The organism is Mycobacterium sp. NGS50 (assembly GCF_059812545.1).
Map to the genome: position 1 here is coordinate 1 of NZ_JCALCW010000040.1, position 20,061 is coordinate 20,061.

Here is a 20,061-nt window from a genome sequence, read left to right on the forward strand (position 1 = left end):
CGCTCGAACCGCAGGCGGTTGGCCGTTGATGGGCCGCGCGAGATTACCCGCCCAGTTTGGCGAGCAGGTCGGCGATTGTCGCGCCGCCCAACAGATCTGTGACGTCGAGCTCGTAGCCGAACTCCGACTTCACCCGCCGCCGCAACTCCAGCGCCTGCAGCGAATCCAGACCGATCGCGACCATAGGGATACCAGGGTTGATGGTGCCGATGTCGTCGACGCCGATCGTCTGCGCCAGCATGGCGGTCAGCCGCTGCGACACGTCGCCCGTCAAGACAGGGAGCTCGGACGCGACCGGGGTGGCCGCCCGAGCGTCGCCCAATTCGGACAGCAGCGGGCCGTACCCGTAGCTACCCAGCACCGGGATCACCCGGTCGAGATCGAACGCTGCGACAATGGCATTGCCCTGCAGCCCGGTCATGCCCACTGCGATGGCGTCGGCCGGCGTCATCGGCAGCACCCCGGTGGCGGCGAGCTTCGCCGACCCGGCGGGATCGAGATCAAGGGTCGTCCATTGACCCCATTGCACGGCGACACAGTCCAATCCCTCGGCGCGCAACCGGTGCGCCATGGCGTCCAGCATCCGGTTGGCCGCCGCGTAGAGGATCTGGCCGCGACCGCCGATGGTTGCCGTCACCGACGAGCACAGCACCACCCGACACTGGGAGGTGCGCGGGACCGACCGCAGTACCACATCAGTGCCGATGGCCTTGGCGCGCAACGCCTGAGAAGCATCCGTCAACGTGATACCGGCAAGGTCGGCATCCGAATGCACCATGGCCGCCTGGATGATCATGTCGGCCGGTGCATCGGCGAGCCGGTCCGCCAAGTCGGAAACCGCCGTCGAATCACCGATATCGCAGCTCACCACGTCGATCTGTGTGCCGGTGGAACGGATCTGAGCTACCCGTTCCGCGACGGCGTCGGTTTCACCGGATCGGCTGACCAGCGTGATGCGCCGGGCACCGCGGCCGGCGAAGTGCTCGCAGAACTCCAGCCCAACATTCCCGGTTCCGCCGAGGATCAGGACGTGCCCCGGAACGGCCAGGGATTCGCCAACACCGGCGTCACCGGCAACGATCCGCTTGACGTACAGGCCGCCGTCGCGCAGCGCCAGCTCGGGTTCCTCGGCGCAGTGCAACGCCGAGACGACACCGGCCGTGGAATCGGCCGAAGCGCCGGCCGGCAGATCGAGGTGCCGGAACCGCACCCGCGGGTACTCGGTTCCCAGACAGCGGAACCCGGCGCTCACGGCGGCATGCACCAGGTCGAGGTGGGTGTCACCGGCAACCACCGCCTCCGCGCCCGCAGTGACCAGCCAGCACTCGGTCAGCTGGTCGCCGGCGCCGGGCCACCAGGCGGCGTCGGCGAAGAACGCCGCAACGTCGGCAGCCGCGGCGGCGCCGTCTTGGCTCAGGGTCGGGGGAAGCAAGACGACGTAGGTGTCCAGGTCGCTGCGGGCGGTGTCGATCACCTGCGCCGCGGCCCCGATGTCGGCCGCGGCCCGGCAGAGCGCCTCAGCCAGTTCCGCACGGCCACCACTGTGGTCGATGATGCCGATGGTCCGCGGCGCCACCAGTTTTCGCTGTGAGAGCCGCGCCCACTGTTCGGCTAGGAGCCGGGGGGCACCCACCGGTGCGGCAGCGGGCGCCTCATGAACGGTTCGGGTACCCGGCTCCACACACGGCAGCCACAGCCGAACCTCGTTCATCAAGGCGTTGGGAAACTCGGCTAGCGGCAGGGGAGTGGGACCGTCGGATTCGGTGGCCAGCACGTCCCACGGGTAGTCCAGATCCCGGACGGCAACCCGCGCGAAATTGCGGGTGAACTCGCCGAGATCGGCGGCGGTGCGGGTGGACGTGCCGACCACCGTCGCCGCCGCGTCCTTAGCGGCGACCAGGTTCTCCTCCATGGCCAACAGCAGCGCCGGATGGTCGGAGAGCTCGACATAGGTGTCGACGCTCAACGCGGCTGCCGCCCCCACCGCCTTGTCGAATCGAACGGTGTTGCGCAAGTTCCAGAACCAATAGTCCACGACCGGCAGATCCGCGGTGAGGGGTTCACCCAGGGTGCTGCCGAGGCAGGCGATATCGGTGTCGAGGAACGCCGCCTGCTGCAGGTGTTCGCGCAGGCTCGCCTTGACCTTGTCGCCGAGCTCGTTGACGGCGCTGGTGTGCGCGGGGTAGTGCACGCCGATGATCCGTGCGAAGGTGTCGCGCTCGGTGCAGGTGGCGACGATGGCCTCAACGGAGGCGCGGTCACCCGAAACGGCCGTCATGTTCGGCGAATTGATCACCGACAGCTGCGCCCATCCCGGGCAACGGGCCAGCAGCGTCTCGCACGTGTCACGGTCAGCAGCGATGACGGCCATGGCGTAGTCGCCGGCGACGAACTCATCGGCAGCCCGCGCCCGGACCCCGACCACGCTGACCGCGTCTGCCAGGGGCACCATGCCGCTGACATAGGCCGCGGCGATCTCGCCTTGGCTGTGCCCGACGGTGACGTGCGGCGTGATCCTGAAGGCGCGCCACATCGCGGCCAGGCCCGCCATATGCACGAACAACGCGGGCTGAATGACGCTGGTGCCGGCCGCAGATGGATGATCCTCGCGCAGAAGGTAATCGGCCGGTGATTCGCCGAACCGATCCCGGAATTCCGCCAGGCAGCGGTCCACTTCATCGCGGTAGGCGGGCACCTGCTGGTAGTAGTGGCGACCCATGCCGGGGCGCTGACCGCCTTGCCCGGGAAACACATAGCCGACGCGGCGTGCGGTGGCCGGACCGTCGCTGCACACCACCGCGGGGTGCTCGACGCCGTCGGCTACCGCCTGCAGGGCTTGCAGCAACTCGTCGTGGTCACCGACCATGCACAGCGCCCGGTGCGGGCGTGCGATTCGGGTCCGGAACAGCATCCCGGCGAGCTCTTGGACGCTGTACTCGGGATGTGTTGCCGCATAAGAGCGAAGCGCGGCGGCTTCGGCTCGCAGGAGCTCGGCTGTGTCGGACGTGACCAGGACCGGTATGGCGCCGTTCGGTAGCTGGTAGCTGAGCACGGTCATCGTGCACCTGCCGGCATGGCGATCACGGCGTGCGCGTTGGAGCCGCCGGCGCCGAACGATGAGGTGGCGCCGTAGCGGACGCCGTCCTTGGCGGGCCAGGGGTGCAGCTTGGTCGCCAGCCGCAAACCGGTCAGGTCCCAGTCCAGTTTTTTGGTCGGGTTGTCGGCGAACAGTGTTGGCGGAACGTGGCCGTGCTGGCCGGCGAGCAGCAGCTTGATCAGGCCGAGGATGCCCGACGCCGCTTGGGCGTGTCCGGCGTTGGATTTGATCGAGCCCAACAGCGCCTGGCAGCCGGCGGCGCCGTAGGTCTTGAACATGGCGAGCAACTCGACCGGGTCGCCGGCGCGGGTGGCGGTGCCGTGCCCTTCGATCATGCCGATGTCGGCCGGGTCGACGCCGGACGCGTCCAGGGTTCGGGCGATGAGTTGCTCCTGTGCGCGCACCCGCGGAACCAAAAGCGGCTTGCCCTTGCCGTTGTGGTTGGTGCGCACCGCCAGGATGCGCCCGAGGATCGGGTGTCCTGATTCGCGGGCGCGGGACTCGCGCTCGACCAGAACCATGCCGGCCCCCTCACCCCACACGGTGCCGGTCGCGTCATCGGAGTAGGCGCGACAATGCCCGTCGTCGGAGAGCGCGTTGAGGCGGGCGAACTCGAAGAACGCTGCGGGAGAACCCATCACGCATGCGCCACCGGCCAACGCCCAGTCGCATTCGTCGTTGCGGACCGCGTTGGCCGCCAGTTGCAGGGCGGTGAGCGAGGAGGCGCAGGCGGAGTCGACGCACATGGAGGGCCCGATCAGGCCCAGGCTGTGCGAGATCCGCCCGGCGGCGCCCAGTTGGCCCAGGCTGGCGATCCGGTGCCCGCTGTAGGCGTCGGCGGTGGCGGCGCGGGGACCGTATTCCATCGGCGACATGCCGATAAAGCAACCGCCCTCCGCTCCGGCGACCGTGCCCGGATTGATGCCGGCGTTTTCCAGCACCCGCCAGGCGACGCGCATCGCGACACGCTGCTGCGGGTTCAGCACCAACGCCTCGCGGTGGGTGATGCCGAAGAAGCCCGGATCGAATTGCGCTGAGTCGTCCAGGAACCCGCCGGCGTCGCACACCTGGCCCCAGCCGTCGAGCTGGGGCGCCGAGAGCAACTCGTCGATCGGCCAGCCACGGTCGCGGGGGAATGCGGTCAGCAGTTCCCGGGATTCGGTCAGCGCCGACCACAGCGCGGCGGGGGTACTGATGCCGCCGGGCGCCTCGACCGCCATCCCCGAGATGACGATCGGGTCGGACCCGAAGGCCGTCACTTGGCCACCAGTTCGGCAACCGCGTCGAGGTGGTGGTTGAGATAGAAGTGCCCGCCGTCGAAGACGGTGACGTCGAGGCTGTCGGTGTGCTTGCCCCAGCCGTACAGATCGCCCAGGGTGACGTAGGGGTCCTGGTCGCCTCCCAGCGCGTGGACCGGGGCGGAGATCGTGACATCGTCGGAGCAGCCGTAGGCGTCGAACGCCCGGTAATCGGCCTTGATGACGGGCAACGTCAACCGCATCAGCTCCCGATGAGCGAATACGTCGGCGTCGGTGCCCTCCAGTGAGGCCAGATGGTTGAGGATGTCCTCGTCGGAGCTGGGATGCGGCGGCTTGGCCGCGACCTGGCAGGGCGCGACGGCCGCCGAAGCGGTCAGGGCCCGCACCTGGATCCCGGCGGCCTCGGCGAGCCGGACGAACTCGAACGCCACCAGTGCGCCCATGCTGTGCCCGAAGGTCAGGATGGGGCCGCCGTGGTGGTGATCGGAGCCGCGGAAGTCGTCGAACGCCCCGGCGGCCATCGCGGGCAGCGAGTCCAGCGGCGCCTCAGCCGCGCGGTCCTGGCGCCCGGGGTACTGGAACACCAGCACGTTGAAGTCGGAGCTGAGCCGCTTGGAGAAGTCACGGTAGGCCGACGCACCCGAGCCGGCGTGCGGAAAGACCAGTAGCAACGGGTTCTCCGGGGACTGCGGCCGGTGGAACTGGCGGATCCAGCCCAGTGTTCGTGCCATCACTGCTCCCGGTCGCGGATCAGTAGCGCGGCCCGTTTGTGCGGCAGGTCGAGGTCGTCGACGTGCCGGAACCCGGCCCGCTCGGCCACCCGGATGCACCGGACGTTCTCCCGGTCGGGCTCGCCGATGACCCGGGTGGCGCGCGGGTCCATCTCCAGTTGAAAGTCGGACACCGCCCGCAGCAGCGCCACGGCGAGCCCCTGACCGCGGGTTTCCGCCGGCCCCAGCAGCATGTGCACACCGGCGTCGTGCTCTTGGGCCGGGTAGTGCTGGGCCAGTGCATCCAGATCGGCGCGGTAGAGCTCCCAGTAGCTCATCGCCACCCCGTCCAGCACGCCCAGGTACGGATCGGAGTGCGGGCATTCTTGCTGCTCGCGCAGGTAGGACGCGATCCGATCCTTTGACCACGGCTTGTTCCAGAAGCGGGCGACCTCGGGGTCGTTCATCCAGTCATGCATCCGGTCCAGATCGGCGTCCAGGTCCAGGGGTCGCAGCACAAACTCACTGAGCACCCCGTCGAGGTCCAGTACCGCCCGATGGGTGGCCAGGTCCGGTGTGTGCACCCTTGCCTCCCACACGCATCCTCCAACTTAGCGAAGGCTAACATAACCCGTGGAGGTCGAACTGGAGGGGTTGCGCGCACGTGACGGATCAAGCCAAGACGTTGCAGGAACGACGTCGGGAGCTGCTACGACGGCGCATCGCCGACAGCGGTCTGGGGACGGCTCCGGCGGGCGACGACGCGCCGGCGCTGCGGGCCGGCGAGCGGTACCGGCTGTCGCCGGGGCAGCGCCGGATGTGGTTCGTACAAGCACTGGATGCGGCCGACACGACACTGAACATCTGCGTCGCCTACCGGCTGACCGGGCCGCTGGATGCGCAGCGGCTGCGCGATGCGTTCACTCAGGTGGTGGGCCGCCACACGATCCTGCGAACCATCTACGGTGTGGACGCGGCCGGTGAGCCGTATCAGCAGTTTCGCGACGAAGGCGAGATCGCCTGGCATGAACAAGATCTCACCGGACCGCTCGATGCGGTCGCGCAACGGGAGTTCGGTAGGCCCTTCGATCTGACCACCGAGCCGCCACTGCGGGTCTCCCTGCTGCGCTGCGGTGCACAGGAATTCGTGCTTTTGCTCACCGTGCACCACATCTGCTGGGACGACGACTGCTGGGCGGTGTTCTTCGACGACCTCAGCGCGGCCTACAACGGACGGCCACGCACCGGGGCGGCGCCGCAGTTCGTCGCCGTCGAGGTACTTCAGCCCCCGGTCGAGCCCACCGACGCCGACGTCGACTATTGGCGGCGCACCCTGCAGCCGCTGCCCGAACCGCCACAGCTGCCCGGCCCCGGCGCCGTCAACCCGTCCCGACAGGCGCAGCGGCGCACCCTTGCGGTGCCCGCGGAGTTGCTCGGCCGGGTGGACGAGTTCGCCCGGCAACGTTCCGCGACACCGTTCATGGTGCTGCTGGCCGCGTTCGGGGTGCTGATGCGCCGCTACAGCGACCTGTCGGACCTGCTGGTGTCGGTCCCGGTCACCGACCGAAAGGCCGCCGCCGAGAACGCTGTGGGGTACTTCGGCAACACGCTGCTGCTGCGACTCACCCCCGCGGCGCACCACACCTTCACCTCGCTGGTCGACGAGGTGCGCGAAACCTGCCTGGACGGCTTCGCGCATCAGTCGGTCGGTATCGATCGGGTGATCCGCGAGGCGAATCCGTCCCGGTCCGGCGGCCGCGACGGCAGCGATCTGGTGCGGCTGGGCTTCAGCATGCGCAAGGACGCCAGCGGGTTCGCGCTGAACGGCGTCACCGCAACCCAACTCGAGCTGGGCGCCGAAAGCGCGCAGGTTCCGCTGGCTCTCGCGGTGGTACCTGACGCCGGACTCATCGAATTCGAGTACCACACCGACGTTCTCAGTGCCGCACTCGTCGATCAGATGCTCACCCACTACCTTCGGCTGCTGGAGAACGCGCTGAGCGGGCCCGGACAGCTTCTGGCCGAGCTGGACCTGTTCGGCGCCGAGGAGCGGGCCGCGCTGCTGGCGCACTCACAGGGCGAGCTCGTCCCGACCGCCCCGATGACGGTGGTCGCGCTGCTCGATGCGGCCGCCCCCACACCCGAGGCCACCGCGGTGGTCTCCGATGACGCCGAATTGAGTTACCACCAGCTCAACGTCAGGACCAACCGGCTGGCCCGCTGGCTGATCGGGCAGGGGATCGGAACCGAGGACGTAATCGGCCTGCAGATGGCCGGCTCGGTGGAATTCGTCGTCGCGATGCTCGCCGTGTTCAAAGCCGGTGCGGCATACCTGCCGATCGACCCGACCTACCCGGTCGAACGGATCGAATACCTGATCGCCGACAGCAAGCCGCGCGTGGTCGTCGGCCCGCAGGACTTCGAGGCCGCCGAGCGGGCCGCCGCCGCACTGCCGGACGGCCCGGTCAGCGATGCCGACCGGATTCGGCCGTTGCGGCCGGACAACCTGGCCTACGTCATCTACACCTCCGGCTCCACCGGCAGACCCAAGGGCGTGGCGGTCACGCATCATGCGATCGCCGAGCACCTGGCCGGGTTCGGCGCGCAGTGGAGCATGACCGGCGAGGACCGGCTGCTGCAGTCGGCCTCGGTGAGCTTCGACGCGTCGGTGGCGGAGATGCTGCTGACCTTGTCGCTGGGGGCAACACTGGTGGTGCCCACCCAGACGGGCACCGGCGATTTCGGCTACCTCACCGACGTGATCGACCGGCACCGGGTCACCGTCGTACAGCTGGTGCCCTCGGCGCTGCGCGCTGTACTCGACCTGCCGCCGCTGCCCCAGTGGCGCCAGCTGCGCCACGTTCCGGTGGGTGGCGAAGCGCTGCCCGGTGAGGTGGCCGACCGGTTCGCCGGCCACTTCGACGCCGAACTGCGCAACCACTACGGCCCGACCGAAGCCGTGGTGTGCGCCACCCACATGCCGGTTTCGGGCCCCTACGGTTCCCGAGTGGTGCCCATCGGCGTGCCGAACCGCAACGTGTACACCTATGTCCTGGACGCCCAGCTGCAGCCGGTGCCCGACGAGGTGGTCGGCGAACTGTATCTGGGCGGGCTTCAGCTGGCCCGCGGATACCTGGACCGGCCGGCGATGACCGCGGAGCGATTCGTCGCCGACCCCTTCAACCCCGGTCAACGACTGTTCCGTTCCGGTGACCTGGTCCGGCGCAACCGATCCGGGGAGCTGGAGTTCGCGGGCCGCGCCGATGAGCAGGTCAAGATCCGCGGATTCCGCATCGAGCTCGGCGAGGTCGAGTCGGCGATCGCCACGCATCCGGCCGTGCGGCAATGTCTGGTCGTCGCCACCGAAACCAACTCTGGCACCGACACCGGGCCGCTGCTGGCCGCCTACCTGCTGCCCGATGCCGAACCGGATCTCGACCAGATCCGGGCGCATGCCGCGTCGTTGCTGCCGGACTACATGGTGCCCAACGCCTTTGCGGTACTCGCCGAGATCCCGCTGACCCCGGCAGGAAAACTCGACAAACGCGCACTGCCCGCGACCACGCGGATCCTGGCCGGCGGGTATCGTGCGCCGACGACCGCGACCGAGCGGCGGATATGTGGAATCTTCGCCCAGTTGTTCGGCGAAGACAAAGTCGGCGCCGACGACTCGTTCTTCGAGTTGGGTGGCCACTCGCTGCTGGCCGCACGACTGGTGGCACAGGTCCGGGCGGAGTTCGGCATCGACCTGGCCGTGCGGGTGGTGTTCGACACCCCGACACCGGCCGGACTGGCCGCCGCCCTGGTCGCCCGGTTCCGCGACGAGTTCGACATCGACCTCGACGAGATGGATGCCGAAGACACCCTCGACGACGCCGCGGCGCAGCCGGCCGGACCGCAGCGCCCCGACCTTGTCGCGTCGCCCCGCCCGGAGCGGTTGCCGCTGTCCTATTCGCAGCTGGCCGCGTGGTTCCAGTACCGGCTCGAGGGCCCGCACGACGGCTTCAACCTTCCGCTGGCCCTGCGTTTCGACGGCCCGCTGGACACCGTCCTGCTGGCCGCGGCACTCAACGACGTCGTGGCCCGCCATGAGGCGCTGCGGACCCGGTTCGTCGAACTCGACGGGGTTCCCTATCAAGTCGTGGTGCCGGAGTTGACGATTGAGCTGGCCGTCGAGGCGGTGACCGCCGACATGGTCGACGACGCGATGGACCGGCTGCGCCGGGAGGTGATGACCCCGGAGACCGCGCCGCTGATCCGCGCCACGCTGCTGGCCGTCGACCCGATTACCCACGTGCTGTTCCTCAACGTGCACCACATCGTCAGCGACCACACCTCGCTGGGCGTCATCTTCGACGACCTGATCGGTGCATACCGGGCCCGCCGTGACGGCGGGCGCGCACCGCGGTGGGCGGCTTTGCCGATCCAGTTCGCGGACTACGCGCTGTGGCAGCGCAGCGCCTTCGACGCCGCCGGCGCCTGGGGACAGGCTCAGGTCGCGCACTGGCGCGAGGCACTGGCCGGACTGCCCGACGAAACCTGCGTCGCCACCGACCACGCGCGCCCGCCGGTCATCGGCAAACGCGGCCACACAGTCCATTTCACGGTTCCGGCCGAGCGCCGCACCAGCCTGGTTCAACTGGCCGAGGACGCCGGCGCCTCCGAGTTCATGGTGTACCAGGCCGCGGTCGCGGTGCTGCTGCACACACTCGGGGCCGGCACCGAGCTGGCCGTGGGCAGCACGGTCGCCTCTCGCGTCGATGCCGCCACCACCAACCTGGTCGGACTGTTCGCGAATGTGGTGGTGCTGCGCAACGACCTGTCCGGCGCCCCCAGCCTGCGTACCGTGCTGCGCCGCGGACGCGACACGGTGCTCGACGCGGTCGCACACCAGGAGCTGCCCATCGAGCGCCTGGTGGAGGCGATCAACCCGCCCCGGTCGTTGTCCCGGAATCCGCTGTTCCAGCACATGGTTCACTTCCGCGGCCCGGACTGGGGTCTGCAGCCGCGCGACCTCACCGGAACCGGTGAAACCGTTGTGGTGCCGCGTCCGATCGATTTCGACATCGCACTGCTGGACCTCGACATCGGCATGAACGTGACGGCGGACGGCGAGCTGGAAGTCCGGGTCGTCGCCAACGCCGACCTGTATGAAGCCGCCAGCGTCGGCCTGATCGCCGACGCGCTGCGTGCGGTCCTGGATGGCTTCGCCGAAACCCCGGACCGCGCGGTGACCGAACTGGCGGTGCTTCCCGACGATCAGCTGGCCTTGCTGCTGGCCCCGCCCACGTCGACTGCCGGCGGCTCCTCGGCGCCGGTCGCGGCGGGGTCGGCGGAAACCGAACGGATCCTGATCGAGTTGCTCGAAGAGCTGCTGGAGATCTCCGACGTCGACCGCGAGGACAACTTCTTCGCGCTCGGCGGCGACAGCATCATCTCCATCAAATGGTCGGCCCAGGCCGGCGCGCGCGGCCGGGTCTTCACCCCCGCCATGGTGTTCGAGCACATGACGATCGGCGAACTGGCCGCGGCGGTCGACCGGGCCACGGACACCGCAGCAGAGCCGACGGCCGATCAGGACTACACACCGATGAGCGCATCCGGCCTGGACGCCGACGCCCTGGCGGCGCTCACCGCATCCTGGCAGCAGCAGTCGTGACCGCACAGATCGAGGACGTTCTCGCGCTCAGCCCGTTGCAGGAAGGGCTGTTTGCGCTGCACCGGTTGGCCGAAGACGACGTCGACCTCTACAGCATGCAGTTCATCGTGGACATCGACGGGCCGGTCGACGTCGCCCTGCTACGGCGCAGCGCCCAAGCGCTGCTGGACCGCCACCCCAACCTGCGGGCCGCGTTCTGGGATCGCGATGTCCCCAAGCCGGTGCAGATCGTGCCGGCGCACGCCGAACTGCCCTGGTCCGAACGTATCGCGGCCCCAGAGGAATTCGAGGCGATCGCGCGGTCGCAGCGGCGGGTACCGTTCGATCTGAGCCGGGGCCCGGCGCTGCGGGTGGTGCTGCTGAGCGTTCCCGGCCAGACCCGCCGCCGGATGATCTTGACCGTCCACCACATCCTGGTGGACGGCTGGGCACTGGCCGTGTTCTTCACCGAGTTGCTCGCCGTGTACGGCGCCGGGGGATCAGTGGACGGGTTGCCGCCCGCTCCGCCCTACCGCGACTACATCGTCTGGCTCGCCAAACAGGACAACGCTGCCGCGGTTGCCAAATGGGCCGAGTACCTGCGCGGGGTGTCGGGTCCGCTGATGGTGGCCGAGGCGAATGCCACGGCAGCCGGTGCGGTGCCGCAGACCGCACAACTGCTGCTGTCGGCCGACGACACGACTCGGCTGCGGCAGTGGGCCGGCAGCAACGGCTTCACGCTCAACACCGCGGTGCTGTTCGCCTGGACGGTGTTGCTCGGCCGGCTCACCGATCGCCGCGACGTGGTATTCGGCACCGTCGTCTCCGGCCGCCCCGAACAGCTGTCCGGCGTCGAGAGCATGGTGGGGCTGTTCATCAACACCGTGCCGGTGGTGCACGAGATCAGCAGCAGCACCTCGGTGCTCGAACAATGCGTGCAGTTGCAGCGGCAATCGTCGGTGATGCGCGACATCGGTTATCTGAGCCTGTCGCAGCTGCAACGTGAGCGCGGCCACGGACCGATGTTCGACACGCTGTTCGTCTTCGAGAACGCGCCGATCGGAGACGCGATTCGCAGCGTGACCGCACCCGATGGGGCCAGCTTCCACCCGATCGAGATGGAAAGCCTGACCCACTACCCGCTGACGGTCGTCTCACACCTGATCGACGATGCGCTGGTGGTTCTGGTGGAGATGATCCGCGAAGCGCTGCCGCACATCGCACCGGACGATGTCTGCGAACGACTGGCCGGGCTGCTGCGTCAACTGCCCGCTATCGGGGACGCCGGACCGGACGCACTCGACGTCAGCACCGCCGCCGAACGCACCGAGGTTGCGATGACGCCGGTTCCGGCGCCGGACGGCACGGTGTGGGAGGCGTTCCAGCGGCAGGTCGACGCCACACCGGATGCGTTGGCGCTGAGCACCAGCAGCGGGGAGCGGTACAGCTACGCCGAGCTGCATGCGCAGGCGACCCGGCTTGGCGCGGTATTGGCCGGCTGCGGCGTCGGTTCGGAAACGGTTGTCGCGCTGGCGCTGCCGCGCTCATCACGCACCGTCGTCGCCATCCTGGCGGTATTCGCCGCCGGCGGCGCCTACCTCCCGCTCGATATCACGATGCCGCAGACGCGCATCGAATCAATGCTGCGCCAGGCTGACCCGGTGGTGGTCATCACCGACAACGGCTACCTGCCGCCGGACGGGCCGTGGCGCACGCTGCCCCTGGACGAACCGGTCGAGGGCACCGCAACGCTTTCGGACGTCGGCCGTCACACCGATCAGGCCGCCTACGTGATCTTCACCTCCGGCTCAACCGGTGAACCCAAGGGCGTGATCGGCACCAACGCCGCCCTGCTCAGCTATTTCGCCGACCACCGCGACCGCGTCTACCGTGACGCCGCAGCGCGGCTGAACCGCCCGCTGCGCATCGCGCACGCCTGGTCGTTCGGATTCGACGCCTCCTGGCAGCCGCTGGTGGGACTGCTCGACGGGCACAGTCTGCACCTGTTCGATGCCGAGGAGATGCGCGACACCGATCAGCTGGTGAGCGGAATGATCACCCATGGCGTCGACATGATCGATACCACGCCAACGATGTTCGCCCAGCTCGACGCCGCGGGGCTGGCAGAGCACCCACTGACGGTGCTGGCACTGGGCGGGGAGGCGATCGACGGTGCGCTGTGGGAGCGGCTGGGTGCATTGCCGTCGACCGCGGTCTTCAACTGCTACGGGCCCACCGAGACGACGGTCGAGGCGGTGGTGGCCCCGGTACGGCAGTACCCGACACCGACCATCGGCATCCCGAACACCGGAACAGCGGGCTATGTCCTGGATTCGGCTCTGCGGAAAGTCCCCACCGGGGTGGTGGGGGAGCTGTACCTGTCCGGTGCGCAGCTGACCCGCGGCTACCTGGGACGGTCGGCGATGACCGCGGAACGCTTCGTCGCGGACCCGTTCCGGCCCGGTCAACGCATGTACCGCACCGGTGATCTGGTGCGGCAGCTGGCGCACGGCGGGTACGGCTACATCGGCCGCGGCGACACCCAGGTGAAGATCCGCGGCTACCGGATCGAAATCGGGGAGATCGAGGCTGCACTGCGCGGCCGGCCCGACGTGCAGGACGCGGCGGTGTGCACTGTGCCGCGTGCCGGCGGGGTCAGCCTCATCGGCGCCGTGGTGTGGCACACCGACGGTGACCCGGCCCAGCTGCGGGCCGCCCTGGCCGAACAGCTTCCCGCATACATGGTTCCGGCCCGCATCGTCTCGCTGTCGCGGCTGCCGGTCAACGCCAATGGCAAGCTGGACGGCCCGGTTCTGGAGCGACTGGCGCTCGACGCGCTCTCGGCGGGGGCCGGCGCCCCGCAGGCGTGCACCGACACCGAGCGGTCGCTGTGCGACATCTTCGCTGAGCAGTTCAACGGCACGATCCCCGACCTCGACGACGACTTCTTCGAGATCGGGATGGACAGCATCGTCGCGATCTCGTTGGTGCACAAGGCACGTGCACGGGGCCTGACGGTGAGTCCGCGGATGGTGTTCACCGCGTCCACGATTCGACGTCTCGCCGCGGCCGCGGACGCGCAGGCGACCGCCGCCGAGGCGGGGACGATGGAAAGTGCCGGCTACGGCGAGGTGCTGCCGCTGCCGATGGTGTCCTGGCTGTTCGAGCACGGCAATTACCGCCGCTTCACCAATAGTGTGCTGATCCGGCTGCCCGCCGAGGCCGACCGGGCCTCGATTGAGCAGATGCTCCAGTTGCTGCTCGACGGGCACGAGGCGCTGCGCTCGATTCTGGTGGACACCGGCGACGGCCCCCGCCTGATGACCCGGGAACCCGGTGCGGTCCAGGCTGCCGATGTGCTCACCGGGACCGACGCGCCGATAGCGGTGGCGGCGCGGCAAAACATCGACGACATCGATCCGTCTGCCGGTGCGATGCTGCGCGCTGCCTGGGTGCGGGCCACCGACCGCAGCCCGGCGCTGTTGCTGACCGTGCACCACCTGGTGGTGGATGTGGTGTCCTGGCAGATCATCCTCACCGACCTGGCCGAGGCGTGGCGAGCGCTGACATCCGGGGCCACACCGGTGGCGCTGCCCGAGTTCACCTCGTATCGCCGGTGGTCTCAACTGATGGGGGAGCGGGCGACCACACCGGAGGTGGCGAAGCAGCGCGACTACTGGGTAGCGCAGGTCCGCGACCCCGACCCGGCACTGGGTGCGCGGCATCCCGACCCCACGCGTGATACCTGGTCGACGCTGCGGGTGGCGCCGGTCGCCACACCGGTTGAGGTCACCGCACGCATCCTGGCCGCACTCAGCCGAGGCGACGGTGTCCGCGAATTCCTGCTGGCGGCAGCGGCGATGACGGTGACCAGCTGGCGGCGCGAACGATCCCAGGATCCGTCGGTGGGCGCGTTGATCGCACTCGAAGGCCACGGGCGCGACGACGACGCCCTGAACACCGACACCACCGGCACCGTCGGATGGTTCACCTGTGCCTTCCCGGTACGGCTGGGCGCCGGTGCGCACGCGGTGGATATCGAAGCGGCCCAGGCCGATCCGGGCGCCGCGAGAGAACTACTCGACTCGGTGGCTTCCTACCTCGGTACGATTCCGCATGACGGCCTCGACTACGGCCTGCTGCGCTACCGCAACGAGGTCCCGGAATTGGTGCAGGCGCCCGACCCGCAGCTGATGTTCAGCTACCTGGGCCGCCTGGACCTCAGCGGCGTCACCGATCAGCCGTGGTCGCTGCTGAGTGAGCTTGACTCCGAAGTACTGCCGATCGATCCCGAACCGGACCTGCCGCTGCGCTTTGCGCTGCAGACCAGCGCGTGGATCCGCCCCACCGACGACGGGCCGCAGCTGACGGCGGCCTGGCTGTGGAGCGATGCGCTGTTCACCGAGTCCGATATCGACCAACTGACCGACCTGTGGCAGCGCAGCATCGGCGTGCTGGCGGCCGCTCTACCGACGGGTTCGGCGTGACAGGCGGCACGGAAAGGAACAGGATGGGCCCCGCGATCAGCAGGGAAGACATCAAGACGATGATCGCCGACCAGCTTGGCTGCGCGGTCGCGGACTTTGCCGACGATGACGACCTGATCCAGGTGGGGCTCAACTCGATTCGGATGATGGCGCTGGCCGGCGGCTGGCGCAAACGCGGAGCCGACATCACCTTCGCCCAACTTGCGGCCAGCCCCACCGTCGAATCGTGGCACGCGCTGCTCAGCGGGGACCACACGCACACAGCGGAACCGGTGATCGAGCACATCGTTGCCGCCGAGGAGGACGACGCACCGTTCGCGCTGGCCCCGATGCAGCACGCCTACTGGATCGGCCGCGCCGACGAGCAGGAACTCGGTGGCGTCGCGGCTCACCTCTACGTCGAATTCGACGGTGTCGGCGTCGATCCCGACCGCCTGCAGCGCGCGGTTGCCGCTCTCGTCGAGGCGCACCCGATGTTGCGCAGCCGGTTTCTCTTCGATGGCACGCAGCAGATCATGCCGGCGCCCGGCCGGCCGGTGTTCACCGTCGTCGATCTGCGCGGCCGCGACGAGGACGACGTCAACGCTGCCCTCGCGGAGCTTCGCGACACGAAAACCCATCAGCGGCTGTGCGTCGAGGACGGCCAGGTCATCGACATCACCCTGACGATGTGTGACCGGAGCAGCCGGCTGCATCTGGACATCGACATGCTGGCCGGTGATGCGATGAGCTACCGCGTGCTGGTCTCCGACCTGGCTGAGCTGTATCGGGGAGCCGCGTTGCCCGCCCCCGCCTACAGCTACCGGCGTTACCGCACCGAACGACGCGACGATACCGCCGCACACGAACGGGATCGGGCTTGGTGGCAGCGGAGGCTGCCGGAGCTGCCCGGCCCACCCGAGCTGCCGACGGTTGTGGCCGGGCGGCGCAGCACCCCGGACCGCACGGTCCGCCACGACTATTGGCTGGCGCCCGATGCCAAACAGCGGCTGATCAAGGGCGCGCATGCCCGTGGCATCACCCCGGCGATGGCGGTGGCCGCCGTGTTCGCCGACACCATCGGCGGCTGGTGCGCGCAGGACACCTTCCTGCTGAACGTGCCGCTGTTCCACCGTGAGCCGATTCATCCCGACATCGACCGGATCGTCGGCGACTTCACGTCGTCGGTGATGCTCGCCGTTGACGTCAGCAGCGACATGACGGTCGCCGATCGGGCCCGCGCCCTGCAACGCAGCATGTACGAGAGCGGGGGACACGCGGCCTATTCCGGGCTGGAGGTGCTCCGTGATCTGGGCCGGCTGCACGGCGAGCCGGTGTTGGCGCCGATCGTGTTCACCAGTGCCCTCGATCTCGGTGAGCTGTTCTCCGACACCGTGATCGAGACCTTCGGTGAACCGGTATGGATTGTCTCCCAGGGGCCCCAGGTATTGCTCGACGCGCAAGTCACCGAACTGCGCGGCGGCCTGCTGCTGAACTGGGATGTCCGCGAGTCGGCATTCCCGGCAGGTCTGATCGACGCGATGTTCGCCCGATTCGTCGAGGCGATCGAACGTCTTGCCGCCGGCGATGCCGGCTGGGATGCCCTGGCCGCGGTACGTCTTCCGGTGGATCAGGCGGCGAACCGCGCGGCGGTCAACGCCACCGACGGCCCGGTGACCGGACGCTGCCTGCATCAGGGCTTCTTCGAGTATGCGGCGGTTACCCCGGATGCGTCGGCGGTGGTGTGGGGATGTGACGCGGACACCGGCGCCTGGACCTATCGGGAACTGGCCGCCTCCGCGCTGGCCGTCGCCGGTGCCCTGCAAGCCCGTGGCGTGCGGCCGGGTGACGCGGTCGCTGTCCAGCTGCCCAAGGGACGTGAACAGATCCTGGCGGTGCTCGGCGTGCTGGCGGCCGGGGCAACCTATGTGCCGATCGGATTCGACCAGCCACCCGCCCGGCGCGCCAAGATCATCGAGACCGCGAAGGTCACCGCGGCTCTCACCCTGCGCGGCGCCGACATCGGCGAGGTACCGTGTCTGCCGATCGACATCGCGGCGGGTTTCACCCAGCCACTGCCCGCCCCGATCTACCCCGACACCTCGGCAATCGCCTATCTGCTCTTCACGTCCGGTTCGACCGGCATGCCCAAGGGGGTCGAGGTGCCGCACAGTGCGGCGATGAACACCATCGACGCACTCAACGACTGGTTCACGGTCCGCAGCGGTGATTGCGCGTTGGCGCTGTCTGCCCTCGAATTCGACCTGTCGGTCTACGACATCTTCGGAATGTTCTCCGCGGGGGCGTCGGTGGCCGCCGTCGACGCCGAACAGCGCGAGTCGGCGGACGCCTGGGTCGAGCTGCTGCGCGGGCACCGGGTTTCGATCCTCAACTGCGTGCCCGGTCTGCTGGACATGATCCTGGAGGCCGGTCGCGACCGGCTGGGCGACTCGCTGCGCGCCGTCATCCTGGGCGGTGACTGGGTCGGCGCCGACCTCGCCCGACGACTGGCCCGGCAGGTGCCCGGCTGCCGGTTCACCGGGCTGGGTGGGGCCACCGAAACCGCGATACACAGCACGATTTGCGAAGTGCGAGACGACCCGCCGGCACACTGGGCGACCGTTCCGTTCGGCGCCCCGCTGCGCAACGTGCGATGCCGGGTGGTGTCGCCGTCCGGGCGGGACTGCCCTGACTGGGTGCCCGGTGAACTGTGGGTCGGCGGCGCCGGGGTCGCCGCCGGATACCGTGACGACCCGGAGCGCACCACGCAGCGCTTCGTCGACTACGACGGGATCCGTTGGTATCGCACCGGTGACATGGCCCGGTATTGGCCCGACGGCACCGTGGAATTCCTGGGCCGCGCCGACAACCAGGTGCAGATCCGCGGATATCGGGTCGAACTCGGTGAGGTGGAAAGCGCACTGCGCGCGGTGCCCGGGGTCCGCCACGCGGTCGCGGTGGTGGTCGGGACCAACGCCGCGCAACTGGTCGCCGCGGTGGTCGGCGACGTCGGCGAGGTGGGCGAGCTCACCGCCCAGGTCGCGGCGCTGCTGCCGAGCTACATGGTGCCCACTCGGATCGTGGCACTCGACCGGGTTCCGCTGACCCCGAACGGAAAACTGGACCGCGGTGCGGTGATCGGGCTGCTGGAATCGGAGGCGTCGCCCGATCACGACGATGCGCCGAACGATGACGTGCAGGCGGCGCTGGCCGCGATCGTCGCCGAGGTGCTGGGCGTCGAATCGGTAGGGGTCAACCGGGACTTCTTCGCGCTGGGCGGTGACTCGGTGCTGGCCACCGCCGTCATCGCCAGGATCCGCGATTGGCTGGACGTCGACCATGCCGTCGTCGCCGACGTGTTCGCCACCCGAACCGTGGCCGGATTGGCGGAACGGTTGAGCCAGCGCGAAACCCAGCGCGGCACCCCGGACCGTCTTGGCCTGATCGCGCACCACTACCTCGACATCGCGGCGCTCACCGACGAAGAGGTGCTGGCCGAAGGCTGATCAGCCCGGCATCGGCGCGCCGACGACGATGCTGCCGACGCTGCATTCCTGACGTTCGTCGACGCCGGTGGCCGCGACGAACGCGGCGGTGTCACCGAAGCCCTGCGCGCACACGCCCAGCCCCATCGCCGTCGCGGCCAAATAGATGGTCTGCATCAGCGCGCCGACGTCTTTGAGGATGAGCGCGTAGCCGATCTGCTCGTAGGTCCACATCACCCGACCGCAGCGCGCTGCGATCACCAACAGCACTTGGGGCTCGGTGCCGCCGGCCAGCGTCGCCGCCGCCGGTTTGACCAGACGGGCAACGGTTTTCGGATCAGCGGCGGTAACCGGACGCAGCAGGTGATCGAACGAATCGTAGTGATACATGCCGGGTTCGAGTCCGGTGACGTTGTGCACCACCGGATACACCTCGAGTTCGTAGACGCCCCCGCCGGACGGATACGGTCGGGACAGCAGCTCCTCACCCGGCCCGGCCGGCTGGACGTTTCGCGTCCGGGTCGCGCGATACAGCAACTCGGCCAGCTGGTCGATATTGACCGGCCGAGCGTCATCGAATGCGCGCGTCGAAACCCGGTCTTCGAGAACGGCCGTCAACGTCGGATCCGCAACGCGTGCCGCGGCCAGATCGGGGGCCGATAGCGCGATCGGTGCGCCCGGATAGTCCGGCCGGCGTGCGGAGGGTTGCGGGAAGCGGTCTTTGGCCCACTTGGTGGGTCCGAAATGCTCCCAGGTCACGGTGCGCTCACCGAGCGTGCTGCGCCGGTGAAACCACAGATCCGGGGTGCTCCAGCTGAGCGCGTCGAAGTCAGCGTCGTCGCTGCTGTCGGCGACCAACATCCCGGCCCAGCACAGGTCGTCGACAAATCTCGACGCGACCGCGGCCGGCAGGTCGGACGCCGGTGCCGACGCGTCGAGCAGCGCGAGCAGGCGCGGGTCGTGGATGCGCACATCGCACCAGCCCAACGGGTGCTCGAGCACGAAGCCGTCGGAATCACGGTGCAGTACAGCGAACTTCGACAACACCGGTGAGCCGGGCACTGACGGTGGCTGCGGAGGCTTACCGAATGGCTGGATGCAGTACACGTCGTTGCCGGCGGCACGGACTGTGACGTTCAGCCAGCCGCCGGAGGTGAGATCGCCGATCAGAGCGTCGATGTCGCCGCGTTCGGCGGGATCCGACAGCTCCGATGCCGTCGCCGGCCCCGCGTTGAGGGTCTTGAGTGCCTGCAGCCGCGCCGCAGACAGCCGAGGCAGCTTTTGGCTGTGCGGCGGGTTCAACAGCACCGCCCCAGCGGGTGTGGTGAGACAGGTGGCCCCGCTCCGGAACGCGAATCGCGTGTCGTCGGGGTAGCCGGCGGCTGGCAATCCGCACCCCCTTTCGG

Annotated in this window: 8 protein-coding genes; 3 read left to right on the forward strand and 5 right to left on the reverse strand. The window is 68.9% G+C overall.

Annotated features, from left to right (window positions below; all coding sequences use genetic code 11):
* Nucleotides 1–43: 43 nt before the first annotated feature.
* The 4 genes from nbtC to AC5Y36_RS22275 are packed head-to-tail and all read right to left on the reverse strand — an operon-like array spanning nt 44 to nt 5,650.
* Nucleotides 44–3,058 (reverse strand): nocobactin polyketide synthase NbtC, encoded by a 3,015-nt coding sequence (gene nbtC, locus AC5Y36_RS22260; protein WP_500043138.1) that lies wholly within the window; start codon nt 3,056–3,058, stop codon nt 44–46.
* Entirely contained in the window at nt 3,055–4,356 is a 1,302-nt protein-coding gene (locus tag AC5Y36_RS22265; protein ID WP_500043139.1) for a beta-ketoacyl [acyl carrier protein] synthase domain-containing protein, read from the reverse strand. The genes nbtC and AC5Y36_RS22265 overlap by 4 nt, the downstream gene beginning before the upstream one ends.
* Nucleotides 4,353–5,087 (reverse strand): thioesterase II family protein, encoded by a 735-nt coding sequence (locus AC5Y36_RS22270; protein WP_500043140.1) that lies wholly within the window; start codon nt 5,085–5,087, stop codon nt 4,353–4,355. The genes AC5Y36_RS22265 and AC5Y36_RS22270 overlap by 4 nt, the downstream gene beginning before the upstream one ends.
* Nucleotides 5,087–5,650: a GNAT family N-acetyltransferase gene (locus tag AC5Y36_RS22275; RefSeq protein WP_500043141.1), complete on the reverse strand. Its 564-nt coding sequence runs from the start codon at nt 5,648–5,650 to the stop codon at nt 5,087–5,089. The genes AC5Y36_RS22270 and AC5Y36_RS22275 overlap by 1 nt, the downstream gene beginning before the upstream one ends.
* An 80-nt stretch (nt 5,651–5,730) precedes the next feature.
* Here AC5Y36_RS22275 and AC5Y36_RS22280 point away from each other — a divergent pair, with 80 nt between their 5' ends.
* The 3 genes from AC5Y36_RS22280 to AC5Y36_RS22290 are packed head-to-tail and all read left to right on the forward strand — an operon-like array spanning nt 5,731 to nt 18,676.
* Complete coding sequence (locus AC5Y36_RS22280) at nt 5,731–10,725, forward strand: amino acid adenylation domain-containing protein (RefSeq protein ID WP_500043142.1); 4,995 nt, start codon at nt 5,731–5,733, stop codon at nt 10,723–10,725.
* Nucleotides 10,722–15,191, forward strand: a complete 4,470-nt coding sequence (locus tag AC5Y36_RS22285) for an amino acid adenylation domain-containing protein (protein ID WP_500043143.1) — start codon at nt 10,722–10,724, stop codon at nt 15,189–15,191. The genes AC5Y36_RS22280 and AC5Y36_RS22285 overlap by 4 nt, the downstream gene beginning before the upstream one ends.
* Nucleotides 15,192–15,214: 23 nt before the next feature.
* Nucleotides 15,215–18,676 carry a non-ribosomal peptide synthetase gene (locus AC5Y36_RS22290; RefSeq protein ID WP_500043144.1) on the forward strand — a complete coding sequence of 1,154 codons (3,462 nt, stop codon included), beginning with the start codon at nt 15,215–15,217 and terminating at the stop codon, nt 18,674–18,676.
* On the opposite strand, the gene AC5Y36_RS22295 is transcribed toward AC5Y36_RS22290, so the two are convergent.
* On the reverse strand, nt 18,677–20,044 hold the full coding sequence (locus AC5Y36_RS22295) for a SagB family peptide dehydrogenase (protein WP_500043145.1): 1,368 nt from the start codon (nt 20,042–20,044) through the stop codon (nt 18,677–18,679).
* Nucleotides 20,045–20,061: the final 17 nt, after the last annotated feature.

Excerpts from the sequence above, each read along its gene's own strand:
- AC5Y36_RS22270 (WP_500043140.1), bottom strand. The coding sequence starts at position 5,087 with ATGGCACGAACACTGGGCTGGATCCGCCAGTTCCACCGGCCGCAGTCC.
- AC5Y36_RS22290 (WP_500043144.1), top strand. The coding sequence starts at position 15,215 with ATGGGCCCCGCGATCAGCAGGGAAGACATCAAGACGATGATCGCCGAC.
- nbtC (WP_500043138.1), bottom strand. The coding sequence starts at position 3,058 with ATGACCGTGCTCAGCTACCAGCTACCGAACGGCGCCATACCGGTCCTG.